This window comes from Bradyrhizobium sp. 215_C5_N1_1, from assembly GCF_052075935.1.
Classification (GTDB): domain Bacteria; phylum Pseudomonadota; class Alphaproteobacteria; order Rhizobiales; family Xanthobacteraceae; genus Bradyrhizobium; species Bradyrhizobium barranii.
In genome coordinates, this window is record NZ_CP197228.1 from 3142137 (window position 1) to 3156883 (window position 14747).

Here is a 14747-nt window from a genome sequence, read left to right on the forward strand (position 1 = left end):
GCATTAAGACGCCGTTAACCATGCCTCTTTACCTTTTGGTGAGGAGTTGAGCGGGGCGGGGGCCGTAGATGTCGGACAAGATGCAGCTGGTGGTGGCCACGCCGTGCTTCGGCGGGCAGGTCTCGAGCATCTATGCGAGCTCGATCTTCGCGCTCCAGCGCGCCTTGCACGGCATGTCCAATCTCGAGCTCAAGGTGCTCTTGCGCGACGGCGACGCGCTCATCACGCGCGCGCGGGCCAATCTGGCCGCGATGTTTCTCGACGATCCAAAGGCGACCCATTTCCTGTTCATCGACGCCGATATCGGCTTCAAGCCCGAGCAGGTGTTCCGGCTGATCGAATGCGGCGCGGATGTCGTCGCCGGCTGTTATCCGATCAAGCGGGTCAACTGGGACAAGGCGAGGCGGGCGATCGAGTCCGGCCGCGCGGATGTGCCGGCGGCCGCGCTCGATTATGTGCTCGAGATCGAGGATCCCGACCGCATCGTGGTGGTCAACGGTTTTACCCGCGTGCGCTACGCCGGCACCGGCTTCCTGATGATCCGCCGCCACGTGCTGGAGGCGATGTGCCGCCACCCCAACTATGCCGGCCTGCAATTCTTCCGCGAGCATTCGCACGACACGCTGGCGGCGAGCCAGAACCGCTTCGCGCTGTTCGAATGCATGATCGATCCGGCGACCGGCACCTATCTCTCCGAGGACTTCGCCTTCTGCAAGCGCTGGACCGACATCGGCGGCGAAATCTGGGCCGACATCGAGAGCTCGCTGGATCACGTCGGGCCGTCGGTGTTCCACGGCGACATCGCCTCGCAATTCGCAGCCGCGCCCGCGGCAGCTGCCGATGCGGCGTGAGCCTTCCGGGATGAGCGCCGGCGCATCCGGTCTGTCAGTCCCCGAGCGCACATTCGACGGCGGCTCGCGCTACCGCCTGCGCGATCTCTTCACGCCACTGGACACGCTTCTCGTCTCCGGCGGAGATCCGCGGCTGGCGCTCGACGCTGGGGATTGCGTCAATGCCTATGGCTGTGCGGCCTCGCCGGAACCGGAGATCTGGAATTTCGCCTCCTCGACGGCATCGACGATCTCGCAATTCGCCTATGACCGCGCCGCGCTGGCGCGCGAAGAGCTGATGCATAGGTGCCTGTTCGACGAGGTCGAGATCGCCTTCGATGCGCGCTGCGAGGCCATGCGCGAGGAGCTGCGCGGCCATCTCCAGCTCTCGCCGCGCGTCGACGTCGTGTTCTCGCCGTCCGGGACGGATTCTCAGCTCCACGCCCTGTTCCTGGCGCGTGCGGTGCTCGGCGCCCCGCCAGTGACGATCGTGGTCGGCGCCGACCAGACCGGTAGCGGCACGGCCCAGACCGCACGCGGTCACCATTTCAGCTCCATGACGGCGAGCGGCCTTGCCGTGCGCAAGGACGGCGCGGTTGCCGGACTCGCCGGCGCCAGCGTGACGTTGCCGCTGCTTCGGGCCGGGCCCGGGATCGCGATGCGCGCCGACACCGATGCCGCGGTGCTGGAGGCGATCGAAGCGACGATCGCGCAAGGTGCGCCCGTGCTGCTTCAGATCATGGATTCCTCGAAGCTCGGCTGGCGCGCGCCGGGCGTGGCCTGTCTCGATGAGATCGCTCGGCGCTGGCCGCGCAAGGTTCAGGTCGTCGTCGACGCCTGTCAGGCGCGGCTCGGCCGCCGCCGGCTGCGCTCCTATCTCGACCGGGGCTACATGGTGCTGATCACCGGCTCGAAATTCTTCGGCGGCCCTGCCTTCAGCGGCGCGCTGCTGGTGCCGAAAGGGTTTTCGCGGTCGCTCGACCGGATTGAGGGGATTGCGCCGGGCTTCTTCGACTATGCCGGCCGCTGCGATTGGCCGATGGCCTGGACGGCGCTGCGCTCACGCTTCGAGCGCCGGCCGAATTTCGGACAATGGCTGCGCTGGGAGGCGGCGCTCGCGGAGATCGGCAGCTACTACGCCGTGCCCGGAGCTTTCCGCGTCAGGGCGCTGGCCGAGCTTGCCGCCGGCATCGACAGCATGATCGCGCTGTCGCCGTCGCTTCAACCCGTTCCAACGGCGACCGAGAAGACTGCCGGGGACGACGAGGAGTTCGCGCACGCCACGATCTTTCCGTTCATGCTCCTGCGCGACGGCAAGCCGGTCTCGATGGCCGAGACCGGCGCCGTCCATCGGGCGCTGCGGCGTGACATGAACGACGAAATCAGCGGCAGCGCGGCGGACCGGCAGATCGCCGTCCAGCGCAGCCTGATCGGCCAGCCGGTCCGGCTGGAGCGGCAGGACGATGCGCCGCAAGCCGTGCTGCGCCTCTGCGTCGGCGCCCGGCTCGTGACCGAGGCCTGGTCGCCGGATATGGCGCAGGCACGATGCAATGTGCAGCACCTGCTCGATCGCATCGCCCATGTCCTGGTGAAGATCGAGCTGCTGCTTGACCGCGGCGCAGCCGCAACCGCACCGGAAAAGTCCGCGTTCGAGGTATGAGATGCAGCATCCAGTTTCCGCGCCGATCGGCGTGACCGTGCCGAACTATGCCGACCGCATCGGCTTTGCGCAGCTGACGCGCCAGGCGTTCGAAGGTGTCGATCTGCAGCCACTGCGCGATCAGCTCGTCACGCGGATCACGGAAGGAGCAGCGCACGCGGGCGAAGGCCTTGACCTATCGCTGATCGTCCAGCTACTCGGCGACAAGGCGGCGGGGCTGGCGATCCAGTCGGAGGTGCTGACCTTCCATCAATTGTTTCGCACGCCCGCTGCGGCTCCGAAGCCCAGCTTGCGCGTGCTCGCCCTTGCGGCCGACATCGACATGGGCGGCAACACGCCGATCGATTTCCTGCTCGAGGGCTCCGACATCGAGTTGTTGACGCTCTATGTGGTCAAGGGCTCCGGTCTCCCGGAGAATTTGCCCGATCACGACGTCGCCATCGTGATCGCATCCGATTCCGAGGAATGCCGGGAACCGCTCGCCCTGATCGAAAAGGCGGCGCCGCGCTGGCCGCGCCCGCTGCTCAATCGCCCCGATCTCATCGGCAACCTCGATCGCGACAAGCTGTATCGGCTGCTGGCGGGCATCCCTGGTCTCGAGATTCCATCGACCATCCACGCGACGCGCGCGCAATTGACGGATCTCGCGCAGGGCCGGATCGCTTGCGAGGACATCGCCGGCGAATTACGCTTTCCGATGATCGCGCGGCCGCGCGGCACGCATGCCGGTGTCGGGCTCGCGAAGCTCGACGATGCGCCGGGGCTCGCGGCCTATCTCGCCGAGCGCGAGGAGCAGGATTTCTTCGTCGCACGCTTCGTCGATTATGCGAGCCCCGACGGGCTCTACCGCAAATATCGTCTCGCCATGGTCGACGGCAAGCCCTACGCCTGCCACATGGCGATCGCCGATCGCTGGGACATCTGGTATCTCAACGCCTACATGGCGTTCAGCGAGGAGAAGCGGGCTGAAGAGGCCGTCTTCATGCTGGACTTTGACCACGCCTTCGCCGCGCGCCACAAGACCGCGCTCGACGAGATGAGCCGGCGCGTCGGCCTCGATTATTTCATCGTCGATTGCGCCGAGAACCAGAACCGCGAGCTGCTGGTCTTCGAAGCCGACAACACCGCCGTCGTGCACAACATGGATCCGCCGGTCGTGTTTCCGTACAAGCCGCCGCAGATGCGCAAGATCTTTGCCGCGTTCACGGCGATGCTGTCGCGGCACGCAGGAGAGGGCAAGGCGAGCGCAGCATGAACGAGATCATCCGCAACGCGCAAAGCTCCGTCGCGCAGGCTTCGCTCGATCCGCAGGACTGGAGCGAATTTCGCACGCTCGCCCATCGCATGCTGGACGAGGCGATCGACGGCATCGCCAATGTCCGCGCGCGGCCGGTGTGGCAGCCGATTCCCGACGGCATCCGCGCAGCATTGAAGGCCGACGTGCCGCGCGAGGCGAGCGACCTTGCCGATGTCTATCGCGAATTCGCCGAGCATGTCGCGCCCTATGCGACCGGCAACGTCCATCCCGGGTTCATGGGCTGGGTGCATGGCGGCGGCACCGCGGTCGGCATGCTCGCGGAGATGCTCGCGGCTGGGCTCAACGCCAATCTCGGCGGACGCGATCACATGCCGATCGAAGTCGAGCGCCAGATCGTCGCGTGGATGCGGCGCCTGTTTGATTTCCCGGAGAGTGCGAGCGGCATCTTCGTCACGGGCACGTCGATGGCCAATCTGATGGCGGTGCTGGTGGCGCGCACGAGCGCGCTCGGCAAGCTGGCGCGGCAGCACGGCATCGGCAATGACGGCGCGCTGCTCACGGCCTACACGTCGCATTCTGCGCATGGCTGCGTCTCCAGGGCGATGGACATTGCCGGGATCGGCACCGATGCGCTGCGCAAGATCGATGTCGATGTCGATCATCGTATCGACGTCGCCGCGCTGCGCGCGCAGATCGCGATCGATCGCGAGGTCGGATTCAAGCCGTTCCTGGTCTTCGCATCCGCCGGCACGGTCGATATCGGCGCGATCGACGACCTCAAGGCGATCGCTGAACTGTGCCGCGAGGAAGGAATCTGGTTTCACGTCGATGGCGCCTTCGGGGCGCTCGCGATCTTCTCGCCCGAGCTCGCGCCCATGCTCGGCGGCATCGAGCTCGCCGATTCCATTGCGCTCGACTTCCATAAGTGGGGGCAGGTGCCCTACGACGCCGGCTTCCTGCTGGTACGCGACGGCGAGCAGCACCGGCAGGCCTTTGCGCAGCCGGCGGCCTATCTGCGCCGCGAGGCGAGGGGGCTTGCAGCGGGCGCGGTCTGGCCCTGCGATCTCGGCCCAGACCTGTCGCGCGGCTTCCGCGCGCTGAAGACCTGGTTCACGCTGAAGACGTTCGGCACCGACCGGCTGGGCGCGGTGATCGCGCGAAGCTGCGCGCTGGCGAAATATCTGGAGACGCGCGTGCTGGCCGCGCCTCGGCTGGAATTATTGGCGCCGGTGAACCTCAACATCGTCTGCTTCCGCTATCGCGCCGACGATGCGGTCAATCGCGAGATCGTCGCCGATGTCCAGGAGTCCGGCGTTGCGGCGCCCTCGAGCACGACGCTGGACGGCAGGTTCGCGATCCGCGCTGCCATCGTCAATCACCGTACCGACGAGACGGACATCGACGCGCTTGTGGCTGCGGTGCTGGAGTTCGGCGCGCGGCGGACCGGCGATGGTCTGATCGAGGTCGAGGCGCCGCCGCTGGCGGCGCAGTGACCAGGAACGCAGGTGAAACGACAACGGCCCCGGAGATGATCCGGGGCCGTTGTCGTTTGGGCAGGTTGATGCGTGCCGATCAGGCGGCCGAGCTGACGTCGCCCTTGGGATGCGTCGCTTGGTACTGGTCCCGCAGCTTCTCTTCATAGGCGATCAGCTTGCGGGCATCCTTCAGCGCCCGGTAGAGATCGCCGCTCATGATGTTGTTGTTGATGCTTTCGATGATCGGCCAGGCGCTCGGCACCGCGGTGACGATGTCGCGCACAAGGTTGAAGTAGGTGCCGTGCTGGCTCTGCGGATCCGGCGAGATGTACATGAGCTGGACCGCGAGATAGACGAGCTTGGCCGGCGTGTCGGCGGTCTCCGGCGTGAGGATGTCGCGCTCGCGCAGGATCGGCACGTTCTCGCCGTCGATCAGGAGGCGGGCGCGCTGGTCGGTGTTGGTGATCACCGAATTGCCGACGATGATGCGTTCGTGCGGTTTGAGCTCAACCTTGAGAGCCATGCCTGTTCTCCATCAACCCTTTTACAACGATCCGTCGCGGCGTTCGTGCGATGAGGGCGATCGTTCGTGATTTGGAGCCGATCCTTGCGCAACATGGTTAACAGGTCGTAAACGACGGCGGCGGGGACGGAAAATGCAACAATTTCAAGGCCGATAGCGGCATGTCCAGCCGTCTGCCGCGGCCTCGAAGGGCGCTTTCAGCGTCGCGGCGGGAAAAGTGCGGGTTTCATTTCACGGATTGTTAGAGGCTTGGACGCACGGTCCGGCGGTCGTCTGATCAATTTTGGTCAGATAGGACGCGTAGCTACCAGAAAGGTAACAGTATGTCCGTCGTTCTCTCCGCATCGGTTCGCCAGAACCTGCTCTCCCTCCAGTCCACCGCCGACCTCCTCGCCACCACCCAGTCCCGTCTGTCGACTGGCCGCAAGGTGAACTCGGCTCTGGATAATCCCACCAACTTCTTCACCGCCCAGGGCCTTGATAACCGCGCCAGCGACATCGGCAATCTGCTCGATGGCATCGGCAACGGCGTTCAGGTTCTCCAGGCAGCCAACACCGGCATCACCTCGCTGCAGAAGCTGGTGGACAGCGCCAAGTCGATTGCCAACCAGGTGCTGCAGAGCCCGACGGGCTACTCCACCAAGTCGACCGTGACCTCGACCGCCATCACCGGCGCGACCGCCAACAACCTGCTCGGCACCGGCTACACCAACAACACGGTCGCCGGCACCGCCGTGCTGAACGACAACACCGGCACTGCGGTCAACATCACGGCCTCCACCCAGCTGGTCGGTACCGCCGGTGCGGGTTCCGACGACCTCGGCACCGCCATCACCAACGGCTCGGTCCTGACGGTCAACGGCAAGACCATCACGTTCTCGACCGCGCAGACCACTTCGACCACGGACACCGCCGGCAACGTCACCATCGGCATCGGCACGGGCAGCACCTTGACGGTGCAGAGCGTGCTGACTGCGATCGACGGCATCACCGGCACCGGCACCGCCTCGACCGTCGCGGCTGGTAAGCTCACGCTGAGCACCGGCACGACCTCGGATCTCACGATCGCGGGTTCGGGCAACGTGCTCGCCGCGCTCGGTCTCACGGCCGGCACCACCGCCCGCGTCCCGCCCGCCATCTCGGGCCAGACGCTGACGATCGCAGCCACCGGCGGCGGCACGCCCACCAGCATCACCTTCGGCACCGGCACCGGCCAGGTCTCGACGCTGAACGGGCTCAATTCGGCGCTGGCGGCCAACAACCTGCAGGCCTCGATCGACTCGACCGGCGTGATCTCCATCACGACCACGAACGACGCGGCCTCCTCGACGATCGGCACGCTCGGCGGCTCGGCCTTTACCGCCACCGGTCCGTTCCACAGCGCTGCCATCGCGGCTCCGGTTGCCGATCCGACCTCGCAGACCCAGCGTGCAGGCTTGGTTGCGCAGTACAACAACGTGCTCGCGCAGATCAACACGACCGCGCAGGATGCCTCCTTCAACGGCGTCAACCTGCTCAACGGCGACACGCTGAAGCTGACGTTCAACGAAACCGGCAAGTCGACGCTGAGCATCACCGGTGTGACCTTCAACACCGCGGGTCTCAACATCTCGACCCTCGCCTCGGGCACCGACTTCCTGGACAACGCTTCGGCCAACAAGGTCCTGACCTCGCTCAATGCCGCCAGCAGCACGCTGCGTTCGGAAGCATCGACGCTGGGTTCGAACCTGTCGGTCGTGCAGATCCGTCAGGACTTCAACAAGAACCTGATCAACGTCCTGCAGACCGGTTCGTCAAACCTGACGCTGGCCGACACCAACGAGGAAGCGGCCAACAGCCAGGCGCTGTCGACCCGCCAGTCGATCGCGGTCTCGGCGCTGTCGCTGGCCAACCAGTCGCAGCAGAGCGTGTTGCAGCTCCTGCGCTGATACGCGACGAAAATCGTCAAACAAGGCATTACGGCGGGGCTTTTGCCCCGCCGTTTTTTTGCGCGTGACGCGGCGTGAGCCGGGTTTCAGGGAACCCTGGCCGGTTAATACCTTGTTAACCCTGTGGCTTAAGCCGCCATTAACCTTAATTTAAAGGAGTGCGTCTAGAACTAGACAAAAGCCCATTTGCCAGACCGGCGGGCTCCGATCCGTACGCGTCGCGCTCCAAGAGGAAGATCTGCCAATGTCCAACATCGTTCTCTCGGCATCAGTCCGCCAGAACCTGTTGTCGCTGCAGTCGACAGCCGACCTGCTCGCTACCACGCAAGGACGCCTTTCGACCGGCAAGAAGGTGAACACGGCGCTTGATAACCCCACCAACTTCTTCACCGCACAGGGGCTCGACAATCGCGCCAGCGACATCAGCAATCTCCTGGATGGCATCAGCAACGGCGTGCAGGTGCTGCAGGCCGCCAACACCGGCATCACCTCGCTGCAAAAGCTGGTCGACAGCGCCAAATCGATCGCCAGCCAGGTACTGCAGAGCCCGACGGGGTACTCGCCCAAATCCAACGTGACGTCGGCCGCGGTCCCCGGTGCGACCGCCAACAACCTGCTGGGCACGGCATACACCAACAACACGGTCACCGGCACCGTCGTCAACAATGACGATACGAGCGGCGCGGCGCCGATCACGGGCGCGACCAAGCTGGTCGGTACCGCCGGTGCAGGTTCGGACGATCTCGGTACGACCATCACCAACGGTTCGGTCCTGACTGTCGACGGCAAGACGATCACCTTCTCGACCGCGCAAACCACCTCGACCACCGACTCGTTCGGCAACGTCACGATCGGCATCGGTGCGGGCAGCACACTCACGGTGCAGTCGGTACTGAGCGCGATCGACGGCATCACGGGTACGGGCACGGCCTCGACCGTTTCCGGCGGCAAGCTCGTGCTCAGCACCGGCACGAGCCAGGATTTGGCGATCTCCGGCTCGGGCAACGTGCTCACGGCGCTCGGCCTCACTGCCGGCACCACCGCCCGCGTTCCGCCCCCGCTCAGCGGCAAGACGTTGACGATCGGTCCGACCGGCGGCGGCACCGCCACCAGCATCACCTTCGGTGCCGGCGTCGGGCAGGTTTCCACGCTCAATCAACTCAACGCGGCGCTGGCGGCGAACAACCTGCAGGCAACGATCGACACGACCGGTCATCTCAACATCGTGACCTCCAACGACTCGGCGTCCTCGACGATCGGCGCAATCGGCGGCACGGCCGCGGCGAGCGGCCAGCCCTTCTATGGCCTGATCGCGCAGGCGCCCACCGTCGACCCGGATTCGCAAGCCACGCGCGCCAATCTGGTCGGGCAGTACAACAACGTGCTCGCGCAAATCAACACCACGGCGCAGGACTCTTCCTACAACGGCGTGAATCTGCTGAACGGCGATACGCTCAAGCTCGTGTTCAACGAAACCGGGCGTTCGACGCTGAACATTCAGGGCGTCACCTTCAACGACGCCGGCCTCAACCTTGCTCCCTTGACCTCGGGCGTTGATTTCCTGGACTCGAAATCGGCGAACGCTATTCTGACTTCGCTCAACTCGGCCAGCACCACGCTGCGTGCCGAGGCGTCGACGCTCGGTTCGAACCTGTCGATCGTGCAGATCCGTCAGGACTTCAGCAAGAACCTGATCAACGTGCTGCAGACCGGCTCGTCGAGCCTGACGCTTGCGGACACCAACGAGGAAGCGGCTAACAGCCAGGCGCTCTCGACGCGTCAGTCGATCGCAGTCTCCGCGCTGTCGCTCGCCAACCAGTCGCAGCAGAGCGTGCTTCAGCTCCTCCGCTAACCGCGACGCTGACGTACACGATGAATCATTCAACGGCGAAGCCTAGGCTTCGCCGTTGTTTTGAGCGAGATCGCTAACTGTCGATTAGCTCAGATCAGCGCATGATGGATGCAATCGTTTACAGTGCGCGCACTCGGATTTAGCCTTGAGGTGAAGGTGGATGCCGCGACCCGTAATTGTCCGGAGATCGTCCGCACTCTCACGTAAGCAAATCTTAAGCGGTGCTGCCTAGGGTTGGGAAAGAAATCCTTAAGCCTGTACAACGGGCGAGGAAACCTCCAGGGTGATCGATGTCGAGTTCTGCTGCTTCGGCCTACGCGCGTGTAGCCACGACCACTGCGTCTCCTCGCGATATCGAGGCGCAGACGCTCCTGAAGGCCGCCAACAAGCTGCAGGACGCCATCAACAGTGCCGATCCCTTCAACGAGCAGACGACGCAGGCGTTGATGTTCAACCGCAAGCTCTGGACCATCTTCCTGAGCGAGGCGATGCGCGACACCAATCCGCAGCCGCTCGACGTTCGGCAGAGGATCGCCAACATCAGCGTGTTCGTGCTGAGCCAGACTGCAGCGCTGCTGATGAGCCCGCAGCTCGATCACTTCCGCCCGCTGATCGAGATCAATCGCAATATCGCCGCGGGTCTTTCGGGACGGTCGTAACGCGACCGGTTCGAACGACCTCGATACGGCCGTCGCGACCCGCGGCGTGAACGTCAGGCGCTGCGATCGGTGCTGAGTGGACGCGGGGGCTCGGACTTCATGTCCAGTGCGTGGAAATAGGCCCGCCGCCGCAGCATCGCTTCATCCGGAAACTGATCGACAACCGCATCGGTCCTTTCGTTCACGACCTGGAACACGAAGGACGCGGCGGGCTGGTTGAAAACGACCTGGCGTGAAACGCTATCGTTCGTGCTCTGCAAATCATTGCGCGCAGCCGCGCTCGTATCGCTCGCGGCGACCGTCTGGCTCACCGGCAAATCAGTTTGCACGGCCTCGTTCGTCGCCGCATTGGACGTCGTTATGATCTGCACGGGGGCCGGTATCCCCACCGGCCTGATGCTGAAATCTGTACTCATGGCAGCCTCCTGGTTGCCTTGTCTGAGTCAAATCCCAACCCCTCTCAATACGCAACCATGGAACACCAGGATTGAAGACCGGGTAAGCAAACGTGCCTAACCGCGCGACGATATCGCCGCGCGGTTTTTCGTAAAATTGCAGGGAGTTTTCGCGCGCGCTCAGAGCGAGCGGCTGACCGCGAGCGGGGTGATGTGGCGTGGGCCCGGAGCCGCGCGGCGTCCCGCCGCCGTGTAGGTGTTGGGCACGTTGCGCTTCTGGATCTCGGCGTTGACGCCGCGCACCACGCTCTCGGAGACCGCGTGTGCGGTCGCGAGCACGGTGAGATTGACCTGGAGCATCGCGCGGAACGCATCGTGGTGCCGATGCAGCGTCGAGAGCAGCTCGGGCGCGGATTTCGCGAGCTGGGCCTGGTTCGTCTTCAATTCGCTGACGGCGCTGACATAGTTGCGCGACAGCTCCTGCTTCTTGCTCTCGAGCGTCATCGCTTCGCGGACCTGGCCGGCGCGGACGAGCTCGGTCTCGCGCTCGACCAGTCCGAGCAGGGCGTTCATCGCATCCATCAGCTGCTCCGCGACCTTGCGCGCCTCGGCGTTGCCGGGTGCGGTGTTGGGGCGCTGCGCTTGCACCGGCTGACGTGAGGCGTTGAAATGGTTCATCTCGGTTGACCTTATGCCGTGCGGATCGTTTTCGCCTGCTGCATGATGAGGGTGCGGTATACTTCGGTGGCGACACCGACGCCGCCGGCCTTGGCGAAGTTCTTGGAATATTGCTCGGTCAGCATCGAGCGCCACACGCCGGTGCCCGGGGTGTCGCCGAACGGACCTTCGCCCTTCAGGCCCGAGGTCATCTGCGAGAACATGCTGTTGAGGAACATCGCCTCGAAATCGGTGGCGGTCTTCTGCGCCTTCGACTGCTGCTGCGGCGAGACCTTCTGCAACGCGGCGGCGAGCTCGAAGTCGGGCCGGCCGTTGCGGCTTTCCACCGAGAAGGCCGAGGAGGTGACGACGTGCGGGGTATTGATCATGCTGGTCTGCATCACATCACCTCGATGTCGGCTTCGATCGCGCCGGCGGCCTTGATCGCCTGGAGGATGCTGATGAGGTCGCGCGGGCCGATGCCGAGGCCGTTGAGGCCATCGACGAGCTGCTGAAGCGAGACGCCGTCCTTGACGACGGCGAACTTCTTGCCGTCCTCGACGACGCTGACGCCGGTGCGCGGCGTGACCACCGTGCGCCCGCGTGACAGCGGGTTGGGCTGGCTGACCTGCGGGCTCTCGGAGATGGTGACGGTGAGGTTGCCTTGCGCCACCGCGACGGTTGCGACGCGGACGTCGCGGCCCATCACGATGATGCCGCTGCGTTCGTCGATGACGATCTTGGCGGCGAGATCAGGATCGACCTGGAGCTGCTCGATCTCGGTGAGGAAGGCGACGACGTTGCCCTTGAACTCCGGCGGGATCGAAAGCTGCACCGTCGAGGGATCGATCGGCTCGGCGGTCTTGACGCCGAGATAGTCGTTGATCGCGGCCGCGATCCGCTTGGCCGTGGTGAAGTCGGCGTTGCGCAGCGCGAGTCGCACGTTCGGCAGCCGATTGAGTGCGAACTCGATCTCGCGCTCGATGATGGCGCCGTTGGCGATGCGGCCGACGGTCGGAACGCCGCGCACGATTTTCGCGGCTTCGCCTTCGGCCTGGAAGCCGGAGATCGCGAGCGAGCCCTGTCCGACCGCGTAGACATTGCCGTCGGCGCCGAGCAGGGGCGTGACCAGCAGGGTGCCGCCGCGCAGATCCTTGGCGTCGCCCAGCGCGGAGACGGTGACGTCCATGCGCGTGCCCTGGGTGGCGAAGGCCGGCAGATTGCCCGTGACCATCACGGCGGCGACGTTGCCGGTGCGGATGGTGGCGCCGCGGATGTTGACGCCCATGCGCTCGAGCATCGCTTGCAGCGACTGCTTGGTGAAGGGGATGTTGTTGAGCGTGTCGCCGGTGCCGTTGAGGCCGACGACGAGGCCGTAGCCGATGAGCTGGTTCTGCCGCACGCCCTCGATATTGGCGAGGTCCTTGATGCGCGACGTCGCGCTTGCAGACGTGACCGAGAGCGCCAGCGCTGACAGCGCGGCGCAGGCCACCCCAACAATCCTCACCCAACGAACGCCTGGCATCCTCTGCTCCCCGAGGCTCCTCACATCTCGGACCATCCTCCACACTCCCATGACGAGCTGGTCCGACGCTTTCCTTGCGAGTGCTGTGCCAACGCGGGGCAGCGGGGTTACGCGATTGAATAGGTTGAATAAAGCTGTTTCCACCGGTGTCAGGGAGCGTTCTCCCTGAGGAGCGAAACTGCCGCCTGTCGGCAGATTTTGCCGGGCCGTTTACGCGCCGTTAACCATAAGACGGCGAAGGTGACGGCATCGATCACCCGGATTCCTGCGATGCGCATCTACGGACCGAACGGCACCACGCTTGGTACGCCGGCCAGCCAGGCCAGGCGGACGAGCTCCGGCACCTTCGTGCTGCCCGACACCTCGTCGGCGCAGGAGACGCGGGGCGCTGCCGCACCGAAGGCCGCCGCGAACATCGATGGGCTGCTCGCACTGCAAGGCATCGAGGAAGATCCGGTCGAGCGCCGCAAGCGCTCGGTCGCCCGTGGCAGGACCGCGCTCGACGTGCTCGACGATCTCAAGATGGGATTACTGTCCGGCAATCTCGACGCCTCGACCGTGATGCGGCTGCGCGATGCCGCGGCGAACCTGAAATCATCCTCGGGCGATCCTAGTTTGGATTCCCTGCTGTCCGAGATCGAGCTGCGCGTCGAGGTCGAGCTGGCCAAGGCCGGGCAGGCTTAGGCCGCTTCGTCCTTCTGCTGCGTGTCGTAGCGGCGCTGGGCGGCGAGCACGTCCTTCAGATTCTGCTCGGCCCAATCGCGCAGGGGATCGACGGCGGCCGCGAGCGTCCCCCCGAGCTGCGTGATCGAATACTCCACCGTCACCGGTACGGTTGCGATGGCGTGACGCTTGATCAGGCCGTCGCGCTCGAGCGACTTGAGAACCTGGCTCAACATCTTCTGCGAAATGCCTTCAATCGTTCGGCGCAACTGATTGAAGCGCATCGGCTCCTCGCGCAGCAGCAGCAGGATCAGCACCGCCCATTTGTCGCCGACGCGGTCGAGGATCTGGCGCGTGGGGCAGTTCGCTGCATAGACGTCTGGCTTCATCGTCAAGTCCTCACGATCCGTTTGGCCCCTTGCCGGCTCGCGCGCCGGTGACGGGTCCCGGTTACTCTTGCGTAATCAGGTAAGCACAAAGTGCTCTCTTAACACCAGCATCCTTTGCGATATCTAGTAACTGTTAGTTACCAAAAGAAGCAAAGGAGCCTTCCATGAAAATCGCAGTCGCCGGCGCCTCGGGCCGGGCCGGGTCGGAGATCACCAAGGAACTGTCGCGCCGCGGCCATGCCGTCACCGCCATCGCCCGGAACCCCGAGAAGATCGCGCCCCTGCCGAACGTCACGTCCACGAAGGGTGACGTGCTCGACCAGGCCGGCCTTGCTAAGCTGTGGGCGGGGCATGACGTCGCCGTGAGTTCCGTGCACTTCCTGGCCAGCGACCCGCTCAAGCTGATCGGCGCGGCGAAGGCGTCCGGCGTCGGTCGCTACCTCGTTGTCGGCGGTGCCGGCAGCCTGGAAGTCGCTCCCGGCGTCAAACTGGTTACAACCCCCGGTTTTCCCGCCCAATACAAGGCCGAAGCGGAAGCGGGCGGGGCTTTCCTTGACCTGCTACGACAGGAAAAGGACCTGAACTGGACCTTCATCTCGCCGTCGGCTCTCTTCATCGAGGGCGAGCGAACCGGCAAGTTCCGGCTCGGGACCGATCAGCTTCTCGCAGATGCGAACGGGAAAAGCTGGATCAGCTTCGCCGACTACGCCATTGCGCTCGCCGACGAGATCGAGCGGCCGGCCCATCCGAGGCAGCGTTTCACGGTCGGTTACTAGGCCTTCGGCCGCCCCCGGGTTCTCCAGGATAAACCTTCCTGTGCAAGGGCTTGGGGGCGCTAACCGAACGATCAGGGAAATATTGTCTGTCACAGGAGGCCGCTATATAAGCCCGGCTTAACGGACCCCGTTCCGTTGCGAGTCGTTGCTTAGACAG

15 protein-coding genes are annotated in these 14747 nt (G+C 64.7%); 9 read left to right on the forward strand and 6 right to left on the reverse strand.

All coding sequences use genetic code 11. The annotated features are described in order from the left end of the window. Window positions 1–68 precede the first annotated feature (68 nt). From AB7G19_RS14685 to AB7G19_RS14700, 4 genes are read left to right on the forward strand one after another with little or no spacing between them, the layout of a single operon-like run. Entirely contained in the window at window positions 69–851 is a 783-nt protein-coding gene (locus AB7G19_RS14685) for a hypothetical protein (RefSeq protein ID WP_441267900.1), read from the forward strand. Then, window positions 841–2490, forward strand: coding sequence for a hypothetical protein (locus AB7G19_RS14690; protein WP_441267901.1), 1650 nt, complete (start codon window positions 841–843; stop codon window positions 2488–2490). The genes AB7G19_RS14685 and AB7G19_RS14690 overlap by 11 nt, the downstream gene beginning before the upstream one ends. Before the next feature lies 1 nt (window position 2491). Further along, window positions 2492–3745, forward strand: coding sequence for an ATP-grasp domain-containing protein (locus AB7G19_RS14695; protein WP_441267902.1), 1254 nt, complete (start codon window positions 2492–2494; stop codon window positions 3743–3745). Beyond that, complete coding sequence (locus tag AB7G19_RS14700; RefSeq protein WP_439035208.1) at window positions 3742–5241, forward strand: pyridoxal phosphate-dependent decarboxylase family protein; 1500 nt, start codon at window positions 3742–3744, stop codon at window positions 5239–5241. The genes AB7G19_RS14695 and AB7G19_RS14700 overlap by 4 nt, the downstream gene beginning before the upstream one ends. A gap of 79 nt (window positions 5242–5320) precedes the next feature. Here AB7G19_RS14700 and flbT read toward each other — a convergent pair whose 3' ends face one another. Beyond that, window positions 5321–5746: a flagellar biosynthesis repressor FlbT gene (gene flbT, locus AB7G19_RS14705; RefSeq protein WP_063982266.1), complete on the reverse strand. Its 426-nt coding sequence runs from the start codon at window positions 5744–5746 to the stop codon at window positions 5321–5323. Between the two features lie 323 nt (window positions 5747–6069). On the opposite strand from flbT, the gene AB7G19_RS14710 reads away from it, so the two are divergent. From AB7G19_RS14710 to flaF, 3 genes are all read left to right on the forward strand, one after another. Next, complete coding sequence (locus AB7G19_RS14710; protein ID WP_441267903.1) at window positions 6070–7674, forward strand: flagellin N-terminal helical domain-containing protein; 1605 nt, start codon at window positions 6070–6072, stop codon at window positions 7672–7674. 244 nt (window positions 7675–7918) lie between these two features. Then, entirely contained in the window at window positions 7919–9526 is a 1608-nt protein-coding gene (locus AB7G19_RS14715) for a flagellin N-terminal helical domain-containing protein (protein ID WP_071912196.1), read from the forward strand. 290 nt (window positions 9527–9816) lie between these two features. Next, window positions 9817–10185 (forward strand): flagellar biosynthesis regulator FlaF, encoded by a 369-nt coding sequence (gene flaF / locus AB7G19_RS14720; protein WP_014493991.1) that lies wholly within the window; start codon window positions 9817–9819, stop codon window positions 10183–10185. 53 nt (window positions 10186–10238) lie between these two features. Here the strand turns inward: flaF and AB7G19_RS14725 are convergent, their stop codons facing one another. From AB7G19_RS14725 to AB7G19_RS14740, 4 genes are all read right to left on the reverse strand, one after another. Beyond that, window positions 10239–10601 carry a hypothetical protein gene (locus AB7G19_RS14725; RefSeq protein WP_441267904.1) on the reverse strand — a complete coding sequence of 121 codons (363 nt, stop codon included), beginning with the start codon at window positions 10599–10601 and terminating at the stop codon, window positions 10239–10241. Window positions 10602–10760: 159 nt separating this feature from the next. Then, window positions 10761–11258 (reverse strand): hypothetical protein, encoded by a 498-nt coding sequence (locus AB7G19_RS14730; RefSeq protein ID WP_028158316.1) that lies wholly within the window; start codon window positions 11256–11258, stop codon window positions 10761–10763. Window positions 11259–11269: 11 nt separating this feature from the next. Then, complete coding sequence (flgJ, locus tag AB7G19_RS14735) at window positions 11270–11638, reverse strand: flagellar assembly peptidoglycan hydrolase FlgJ (protein WP_028148518.1); 369 nt, start codon at window positions 11636–11638, stop codon at window positions 11270–11272. After that, entirely contained in the window at window positions 11638–12762 is a 1125-nt protein-coding gene (locus AB7G19_RS14740) for a flagellar basal body P-ring protein FlgI (protein WP_028148517.1), read from the reverse strand. Before AB7G19_RS14740 ends, flgJ begins: the two co-directional genes overlap by 1 nt. A gap of 270 nt (window positions 12763–13032) precedes the next feature. Between AB7G19_RS14740 and AB7G19_RS14745 the strand changes: the two genes are divergently transcribed. Next, entirely contained in the window at window positions 13033–13446 is a 414-nt protein-coding gene (locus AB7G19_RS14745) for a flagellar assembly protein FliX (protein ID WP_231142313.1), read from the forward strand. Here AB7G19_RS14745 and AB7G19_RS14750 read toward each other — a convergent pair. Then, entirely contained in the window at window positions 13443–13814 is a 372-nt protein-coding gene (locus AB7G19_RS14750) for a winged helix-turn-helix transcriptional regulator (RefSeq protein WP_085405899.1), read from the reverse strand. The genes AB7G19_RS14745 and AB7G19_RS14750 overlap by 4 nt on opposite strands. A 164-nt stretch (window positions 13815–13978) precedes the next feature. On the opposite strand from AB7G19_RS14750, the gene AB7G19_RS14755 reads away from it, so the two are divergent. Beyond that, window positions 13979–14590 (forward strand): NAD(P)-dependent oxidoreductase, encoded by a 612-nt coding sequence (locus tag AB7G19_RS14755; protein WP_441267905.1) that lies wholly within the window; start codon window positions 13979–13981, stop codon window positions 14588–14590. Window positions 14591–14747: the final 157 nt, after the last annotated feature.